A 7,829-nucleotide genomic window follows, 5' to 3' on the forward strand; every position below is an offset into this window, starting at 1 on the left:
GCCGCGCGGTGGGCCGACCACCTCGGACGAGGGTTCGGGCCTTCACGGTCGGTGCGAGGGTGCGTGCGCGGGCTGGAACTGACCGGCGTTGCGCTGGTCCTCGGCCCGGATCACGTGGGTCACGGCGTTGATCAGAGCCAGGTGGGTGAACGCCTGCGGGAAGTTGCCCAGGTGACGCCCGGTGCGCGAGTCGATCTCCTCGGCGTAGAGGCGCAGCGGGCTGGCCAGTCCGAGCAGCCGCTCGCACAGATTGGTGGCCCGTTCGAGTTCGCCGATCTCCACCAGCGCCGAGACCAGCCAGAACGAGCAGATCGTGAACGTGCCCTCCTCGCCCTCCAGGCCGTCGTCGGTGGTTTCGGTGCGGTAGCGCAGCACGAGCCCGTTGACGGTGAGATGGTCGGCGATGGCGAGCACGGTCGCGCGGATACGCGGATCGTCGGGCGGCAGGAAACGGGTCAGCACCACCAGCAGCAGTGAGGCATCGAGAGTGTCGCCGCCGTAGGTCTGGGTGAAGATGCCCTCCTTGCTGACGCCGAATTCGAGGACGTCGGCCCGGATCTCCTCGGCGATCTCGAACCACTCGGCCGCACGCTCGTGCTGGCCGTGCATCTGCGCCAGCCGGGCACCGCGGTCCAGCGCCACCCAGCACATCACCTTCGACGAGGTGAAGTCCTGCGGTTCACCGCGCACCTCCCAGATCCCGCGATCGGGTTTGCGCCAGTTCGCGACCGCCGCGTCCACGGTGCGTTCGAGCAGGGGCCACAGCGATTCCGGCACCTGCCCGCGCGATTTCACGTGCAGGTACACCGCGTCGAGCATGGTGCCCCAGATGTCGTGCTGGTCCTGGTCGTAGGCGGCGTTGCCGATGCGGACCGGGCGCGCGCCGTCGTAGCCGGAAAGATTGGGCAGCTCGTATTCGGTGATGTGCCGTTCCCCGCCGATCCCGTAGAGCACCTGCAGGGGGACCGCGTCCCCGTTGTCGGCGGTGGTGACGTCATCGAGGAAGGCGAAGAAGTCGTTGGCCTCGCGGTCGAGTCCGAGGGTGTACAGGCCCCACAGCGCGAAACTCGCGTCGCGCACCCAGGTGTAGCGGTAGTCCCAGTTGCGGTGTCCACCAGGGGTTTCCGGAAGGGAGGTGGTCGAGGCGGCGAGCAGCGCACCGGTCGGCGCGTAGGTGAGTCCCTTCAGGGTGAGCGCGCTGCGCTGCAAGTAGCTGCGCCACGGATGATCGGGGAAGTCGCCCTGGGTGATCCAGCGCCGCCAGCATTCGGCGGTCGCCCACATCTTCTGTGCCGCCTCGTCGAAGGTGGCGGGCGCGGGCAGTTCCGACCAGGTCAGCGCGACGAATACCTGGTCACCCTCGGACATCCTGGTGCGGGCCCGTGCCTCCCTGCCCTCCAAACCGAGTCGCAGGTCGGTGGTGAGAACCAGCCACGGCCCGGCCTCCGGGTCGCTCGTCGCCCGCGCGGTCGCCTGCTCGTAGACCTTGCCGGTGTACTCCCATTTCGCCCCGCCCTGGTGGTAGTCGAACGAGGGCTGACAGCTCATTTCCAGCTCGACGGTGCCGCTCACACACTTGACCGTGCGCAGCAGCACGTGTTCGGCATCCCAGTCCATCGGGGTGCGCCGGTGGGTCTTGGACCGGGCGATGTTGTTGTGCCACGGGCCGAGTACCAGCGCGTCGCGCACGATCAGCCAGCCGGTTTCGGTCTGCCAGGTGGTTTCCAGGATCATCCCGCCCGGCAGATACCGCCGCGCCGCAGGCACGTTCTTGCCGTAGGGGCCGATGCGGAAATGTCCGGCGCTGCGGTCGAGGACCGCGCCGAAAACGCTGGGGGAGTCGGGGCGTGGCACGCACATCCACTCCACCGAGCCGCTGCTGGCGATCAGGCAGCTGGATTCACAGTCGGACAGGAAGGCGTAGTCGTCGATGGGTGGAAACGCACCGCGACGGCCGCTGGAGGAGACCGGGCTCAGAATCGGCAGGCTGTCTACGCTGGGAGACTCCATACCCCATCATCACGGCGGTGCGGGCGCGCGTCCACCGCTGCGGGTAGCGATCTCGGTTGATCCGCTGGTCGCGGCCCGGGAATTCCCCTGCGCCGATGCGGACGGCGAGGGCGTTCACGGTGACCGACTAGGCTGGTCGGCGTGCAACGCATCGCAGGTTGGTGGGACGGCTTCGAACTCTGGGTAGCCGGGCTGCCGTTCATTCCGCAGTTTCTCGTGGTGCTGGTCGGCATGGTCCCGATCAGCTTCGCCATCGCCTTCCTCCTCGACCGCGGCTTGCGCATGGCCTTCCGCGTTCTGCGCCGCGACGATCGCATCGAACCGCCGATGCCGGTCACCCTCGCCGAACGCCCGACCGTGAGCAGCGGTGCCCGCTGATGCCACGTTCTCGCGTTCAGCTCGCTCTCGTCGCCCTGCTCGTCCTCGTCGTCATCGCCTGGTTCTTCACGCGGTGATCGGCGCGAGCGAGAGCCCGCGCCGACGCCGCGGCTAGTTCTTGCGCCAGTCGTCGAACCGTTTACCCAGGTCCGACACCGTGCGGCCGACTTCCTGGCCCACCGTGTTCACCGCCGAGCCCACATCACGTCCGAGGTCGCGCACCGTGCGAACCAGCATGTCCTCGGATTGATCGAACGACTCGCGATAGTGCCGGGCCGCCTCCTTGACCTCCTCGCTGATGCTCGCGTTGCGGTCGTGCTCGCGGCGCGGGTAGGTGCCGCCGAGCACCCGGTCGTAGTCGCCGGACTGGATCCAGCGACGCAGCTCGGCCGCGCGCAGCACCGAGAACGGGTGCGACTGCAATTCCAGGTTGAGCAGCTTGAGGACGCCGTCGCGCAGGTCACCCGAGCGCATGTAGTCGTCGGCCTGGTCGAGGAACGCGCCGTGGTTCATCTCGTGCAGCCATGCGCCACCCGCGGTCTTCATGTGCACGCGCACCGAGGCCTCCACGTCCTGGCAGCACAGCAGCCCCGCCCGGTCGCCGGACAGCTCCGACTTACGGCTCCACTCCATCAGCGCCGCCACGATCGCGCGCAGCGCCCAGCCGCCGACCGGCATCCAGCCGACCGAGGCCGACAGGCGCATCAGGTGCATGAGCATCGTGCGATACACCGCGTGCCCCGACAGCGCGTGCCCGAGTTCGTGGCCGACCACGAACCGCAGCTCCTCGGTGTCCATCAGTTCGAGCAGACCGGTGGTGAGCACGATGAACGGCTTGTCCATCCCGATGGTGAACGCGTTCACCGACGGGTCCTGCAGCACGAACATCTCCGGTGTCGACTGCGCGTCGAGCACGCCGACGCAGTCCGCGCGCAACTGGTGCAGCGTGCGGAACTGCCGATCGTCGACCCGCACGGCGGTCGCCAGGTACATCAACCGGTGCTGGCGCTCGCGCAGCAACCCCGACAGCGCCCGCAGCACCGTGTCGAAACCGCTCAGCGAGCGCAGTGCCACGAGCGCGGTGCGGTCGGCCGGGTGTTCCCAAGCGCGCGTGCTGATCTCCGGAAAACGCGTGCGCACCCGGTCTGGAGCCATGGTCATAGGATGAAATCCCCCCTGGTTAGAGAACTCTCGTCGATTGCGATCATCATGTCGCAATCTGCTACAGTCTGCCTGTGTCGTCGAGTGTCGCCCCGCAGATCCGCCATGAGTTGGCGTTGATCGCTGTCGGCAACCTCGCGGTCGCAGACATTCTCTGTCGATGATCGGCTACCGGACTCGTCTGCGCGTTTCTGCCCAGTAGACTGGCGCGCGCTTTCCTTTCGCAGTCGTAGTCCGTCACTCCGGGGGCCACCGGGCCCGAGTCGCGCCAACTGTCGTGTATCCGCACACGGCAGGTCTACCGATCGACATGAGCGTTCCCTGCAGCCACGAAAATCGTTGTGCCGCAGGTCCTTTCCCGAAAGGTTCACCCCCAGTGTCTTCCAAGCTGTCTCGCACCACCTGGATCGGTTCGCGCCGCCGCGCCGCCGCCATCGCTCTCACTGCCGTCGCCGCGGTCGCTCTGACCGCCTGCGGTGGTGGCGCCAGCGACTCGACCGACGGAGCAGCGGCCGCCGACGGTAGCGGAGGCACCATCAACCTCTACGCCTACGCCGTCCCGAAGCCGGGCTTCGACAAGGTCGTGCCCGAGTTCAACAAGACCGAAGCGGGCAAGGGCGTGCAGGTCCAGGCCTCCTACGGTGCCTCGGGCGACCAGTCGCGCAAGGTCAAGGACGGCGCCGAGGCCGACGTCGTGAACTTCTCCGTCGAGCCCGACATCACCCGCCTCGTCGACGCGGGCCTGGTCGAGGAGACCTGGAACGCTGACGCCACCAAGGGCATCCCCTTCGGCTCGGTCGTCACCCTGGTGGTCCGCAAGGGCAACCCCAAGGGCATCAAGGACTGGGACGACCTGCTGAAGCCCGGTGTCGAGGTCGTCACCCCGAACCCGTTCAGCTCGGGCTCGGCCAAGTGGAACCTGCTCGCGCCCTACGCCGCCAAGAGCGACGGCGGCAAGAACCAGCAGGCCGGCCTGGACTACCTGTCGCAGCTCATCTCGCCCGAACACGTGAAGGTGCAGCCGAAGTCGGGCCGCGAAGCCACCGAAACCTTCCTGCAGGGCACCGGTGACGTGCTGCTGAGCTACGAGAACGAGGCCATCTTCTCCGAGCGCAACGGCGACCCGATCGAGCACATCAACCCGCCGACCACCTTCAAGATCGAGAACCCGGTCGCGGTGCTGAAGAACTCCAAGAACCTGGCCAAGGCCACCGCCTTCCGCGACTTCCTCTTCACCGCCGAGGGCCAGAAGGCGTGGGCGCAGGCAGGCTTCCGTCCGGTCGACCCGAAGGTCGCCGCCGAGTTCGCCAAGGACTTCCCGACCCCGGCCAAGCTGTGGACCATCGACGACCTCGGTGGCTGGAAGGCCGTCGACAAGGATCTGTTCGCGCAGGGCACCGGCAAGGTCGCCGTCATCTACGACAAGGCCACCAAGTAGGCCGTGACCCGGCTCACACGCGATACTGGACAACTGTGACTGACAGCAGTGGGCCCGCCGGGACCGGGGAAACCCCCGATCCCGGCGTCCCCGGCAAACCTGAAAAACGCAAGCCCGCGGGCCGACGCTGGTCGTGGCTGCGTGTCACCGGCTCGGTCGGTCCCTTCGGCATCGGCGTCGCCGTGATGTGGCTCAGCATCATCGTGCTGCTGCCGCTGGCAGCGCTCACCGTCAGCTCCTTCGAAGAAGGCTGGTCGGGCTTCTGGGACGCGGTCACCGCGCCCTCGGCGCTCGACTCGCTGAAGGTGACGATCGGCGTCTCGGTGATCGTGGCCGTGATCAATGTCGTGATGGGCACCCTCATCGCCTGGGTGCTGGTGCGTGACGAGTTCCCCGGCAAGGGCATCGTCAACGCGCTGATCGACCTCCCGTTCGCGCTGCCCACGATCGTCGCCTCGATCGTGCTGCTCTCGCTCTACGGCCCGAACAGCCCGGTCGACATCCACCTCAACGCCACCCAGCCCGGTCTGGTGGTGGCGCTGGCCTTCGTCACGCTGCCGTTCGTGGTGCGTTCGGTGCAGCCGGTGCTGATCGAGGTCGACAAGGAAGTGGAGCAGGCTTCGCTGTCCCTCGGCGCGAGCAACTGGATCACCTTCCGCCGCATCGTGCTGCCCACCCTGGCGCCCGCGATCATCTCCGGCGGCGGCCTCGCCTTCGCCAGGGCGATCGGCGAATACGGCTCGGTGGTGCTGATCGGTGGCAATATCCCGCGCGAGACGCAGATGACCTCGCAGTACATCCAGCAGCAGATCGAGGTCGACCGGCCGGTCAACGCGGCCGCGGTGTCGGTGGCGCTGCTGGTGATCTCGTTCGTCAGCCTGCTCGTGCTGCGGATCCTCGCCGAACGCACGGCGCGCAAGGAAGAGGCGGCCCGATGAAACTGTCCGCGTTCACCAGGATCTCGTTGCGCACGGTGGCGCTCGGCTACCTGCTGATCCTGCTGGTGCTGCCGCTGGTGATCATCCTGCTGCGCACGTTCGAGCGGGGGATCGGCGCGTTCATCGACTCGATCACCACGCCCGCGGCCATCTCGGCGTTCCAGCTGTCGATGATCATCGTGCTGATCGTCGTGCCGTTGAACGTGGTCTTCGGTGTGGTCACGGCGCTGGCGCTGGTGCGAAGCAAGTTCCCTGGGCGCAGCCTGATGCAGGGCATCGTCGACCTGCCGTTCGCGGTGTCGCCGGTTGTCGTCGGCGTTTCGCTGATCCTGCTGTGGGGCGCGGGCGGCTGGTTCGGCGGGCTGGAGTCACTCGGTTTCAAGGTGATCTTCAGCCTGCCAGGCATGGTGATCGCGACCATCTTCGTCACGCTGCCGTTCGTGGTGCGCGAGGTGGAGCCGGTGCTGCACGAGATCGGTGACGATCAGGAGCAGGCCGCGGCCACCCTCGGCGCCTCGCGCTGGCAGACGTTCTGGCGCATCACCCTGCCCGCCATCCGCTGGGGCCTGACCTACGGCGTCGTGCTCACCGTGGCCCGCGCGCTGGGCGAATTCGGCGCGGTGATCATGGTCTCCACCGCGCTGCCCGGCAGATCCCAGACGCTGACCCTGCTGGTGCACGGCCGTTATATCAACGACCACAACACCTTCGGCGCCTACAGCGCGGCCACCCTGCTGATGGGTATGGCCCTGATCGTCCTTCTCCTGATGACTCTCCTCGAACGCAAGCGGGGCACCGAATGATCACCGTGACCAACGGGCGCAAGAACTACGGTTCCTTCGCCGCCCTCGACGATGTCAGTATCGATATCCCCGCAGGCCAGCTCACCGCCCTGCTCGGCCCCTCGGGCTCGGGCAAGTCGACGCTGCTGCGGTCGATCGCCGGCCTCGAGTCCCTCGACTCGGGCGTGGTGGTGATCGCGGGCAACGACGTCACCCATGTGGCGCCGCAGAAGCGCGATATCGGCTTCGTGTTCCAGCACTACGCCGCGTTCAAGCACATGACCGTGCGCGACAATGTCGCGTTCGGGCTGACCATCCGCAAGCGGCCGAAGAAGGAGATCGAGAAACGCGTCGACGAGCTGCTCGGCATCGTCGGCCTCGACGGTTTCCAGCACCGTTACCCGGCGCAGCTGTCGGGCGGTCAGCGCCAGCGCATGGCACTGGCTCGTGCGCTGGCCGTCGACCCGCAGGTGCTGCTGCTCGACGAGCCGTTCGGCGCGCTCGACGCCAAGGTGCGCACCGACCTGCGGCAGTGGCTGCGCAGGTTGCACGACGAGGTCCACGTGACCACCGTGCTGGTCACCCACGACCAGGAGGAAGCCCTGGATGTGGCCGACCGGATCGCGGTGATGAACAAGGGCCGCATCGAGCAGGTCGGTTCGCCCGAGGAGGTCTACGACCGGCCCGCCAACGAGTTCGTGATGTCGTTCCTCGGCGCGGTCGCCCGGCTCAACGGCCATCTGGTCCGTCCGCACGACATCCGGGTCGGCCGCGATCCGAGCATGGCGATGGCCGAGCACGAGGGCACCGCCGAATCGGCGGGCGTCACCAGGGCCACGGTCGAGCGGATCGTGCGTCTCGGTTTCGAGGTGCGCCTGGAACTGCGCAATGCCGCCACCGGCGACCAGTTCGCCGCCCAGGTGACCCGCGGTGACGCCGCGGCGCTACGCCTGACCGAGGGCGAGACGGTCTACGCCAGGGCGACCCGGATCCCTGACCTTCCGCACGCCTGATCCACCCTGGTGGGGACGGGGGCGGCGCGCCCCCCCACCCGGGGGCCCGCCGCGGGGGGCGGGGGGGGGGGCGGGGGGGGGGAAACCACCAGGACGCGCGGGGGGGGGC

At 67.9% G+C, this 7,829-nt stretch carries 8 protein-coding genes; 6 read left to right on the plus strand and 2 right to left on the minus strand.

The features are described from left to right. Window positions 1-42: 42 nt before the first annotated feature. Window positions 43-2,010: a glycoside hydrolase family 15 protein gene (locus ACFWPX_RS13130; RefSeq protein WP_378927604.1), complete on the minus strand. Its 1,968-nt coding sequence runs from the start codon at window positions 2,008-2,010 to the stop codon at window positions 43-45. A 141-nt stretch (window positions 2,011-2,151) separates the two neighbouring features. Between ACFWPX_RS13130 and ACFWPX_RS13135 the strand changes: the two genes are divergently transcribed. Then, a complete protein-coding gene (locus ACFWPX_RS13135) occupies window positions 2,152-2,388 on the plus strand; it encodes a hypothetical protein (protein ID WP_378927605.1) in 237 nt (78 codons plus the stop codon). A 111-nt stretch (window positions 2,389-2,499) separates the two neighbouring features. Here the strand turns inward: ACFWPX_RS13135 and ACFWPX_RS13140 are convergent, their stop codons facing one another. Further along, the gene (locus ACFWPX_RS13140; protein WP_378927606.1) at window positions 2,500-3,549 is read right to left on the minus strand and encodes a M48 family metallopeptidase; all 1,050 of its coding nucleotides are present in this window, start codon (window positions 3,547-3,549) and stop codon (window positions 2,500-2,502) included. Between the two features lie 74 nt (window positions 3,550-3,623). On the opposite strand from ACFWPX_RS13140, the gene ACFWPX_RS13145 reads away from it, so the two are divergent. The 5 genes from ACFWPX_RS13145 to ACFWPX_RS13165 all read left to right on the plus strand — a co-directional run bounded on the left by ACFWPX_RS13145 (window position 3,624) and on the right by ACFWPX_RS13165 (window position 7,720). Further along, a complete protein-coding gene (locus ACFWPX_RS13145; RefSeq protein WP_019045829.1) occupies window positions 3,624-3,713 on the plus strand; it encodes an Ms4533A family Cys-rich leader peptide in 90 nt (29 codons plus the stop codon). Between the two features lie 224 nt (window positions 3,714-3,937). Next, window positions 3,938-4,987, plus strand: a complete 1,050-nt coding sequence (locus ACFWPX_RS13150; protein ID WP_378927818.1) for a sulfate ABC transporter substrate-binding protein — start codon at window positions 3,938-3,940, stop codon at window positions 4,985-4,987. 35 nt (window positions 4,988-5,022) lie between these two features. Beyond that, window positions 5,023-5,925: a sulfate ABC transporter permease subunit CysT gene (gene cysT / locus ACFWPX_RS13155; protein ID WP_378918789.1), complete on the plus strand. Its 903-nt coding sequence runs from the start codon at window positions 5,023-5,025 to the stop codon at window positions 5,923-5,925. Next, on the plus strand, window positions 5,922-6,728 hold the full coding sequence (cysW, locus tag ACFWPX_RS13160) for a sulfate ABC transporter permease subunit CysW (RefSeq protein ID WP_378927607.1): 807 nt from the start codon (window positions 5,922-5,924) through the stop codon (window positions 6,726-6,728). Before cysT ends, cysW begins: the two co-directional genes overlap by 4 nt. Continuing rightward, complete coding sequence (locus tag ACFWPX_RS13165; protein ID WP_378918793.1) at window positions 6,725-7,720, plus strand: sulfate/molybdate ABC transporter ATP-binding protein; 996 nt, start codon at window positions 6,725-6,727, stop codon at window positions 7,718-7,720. The genes cysW and ACFWPX_RS13165 overlap by 4 nt, the downstream gene beginning before the upstream one ends. Window positions 7,721-7,829: the final 109 nt, after the last annotated feature.

This window comes from Nocardia sp. NPDC058518 (assembly GCF_042719655.1).
Classification (GTDB): domain Bacteria; phylum Actinomycetota; class Actinomycetes; order Mycobacteriales; family Mycobacteriaceae; genus Nocardia.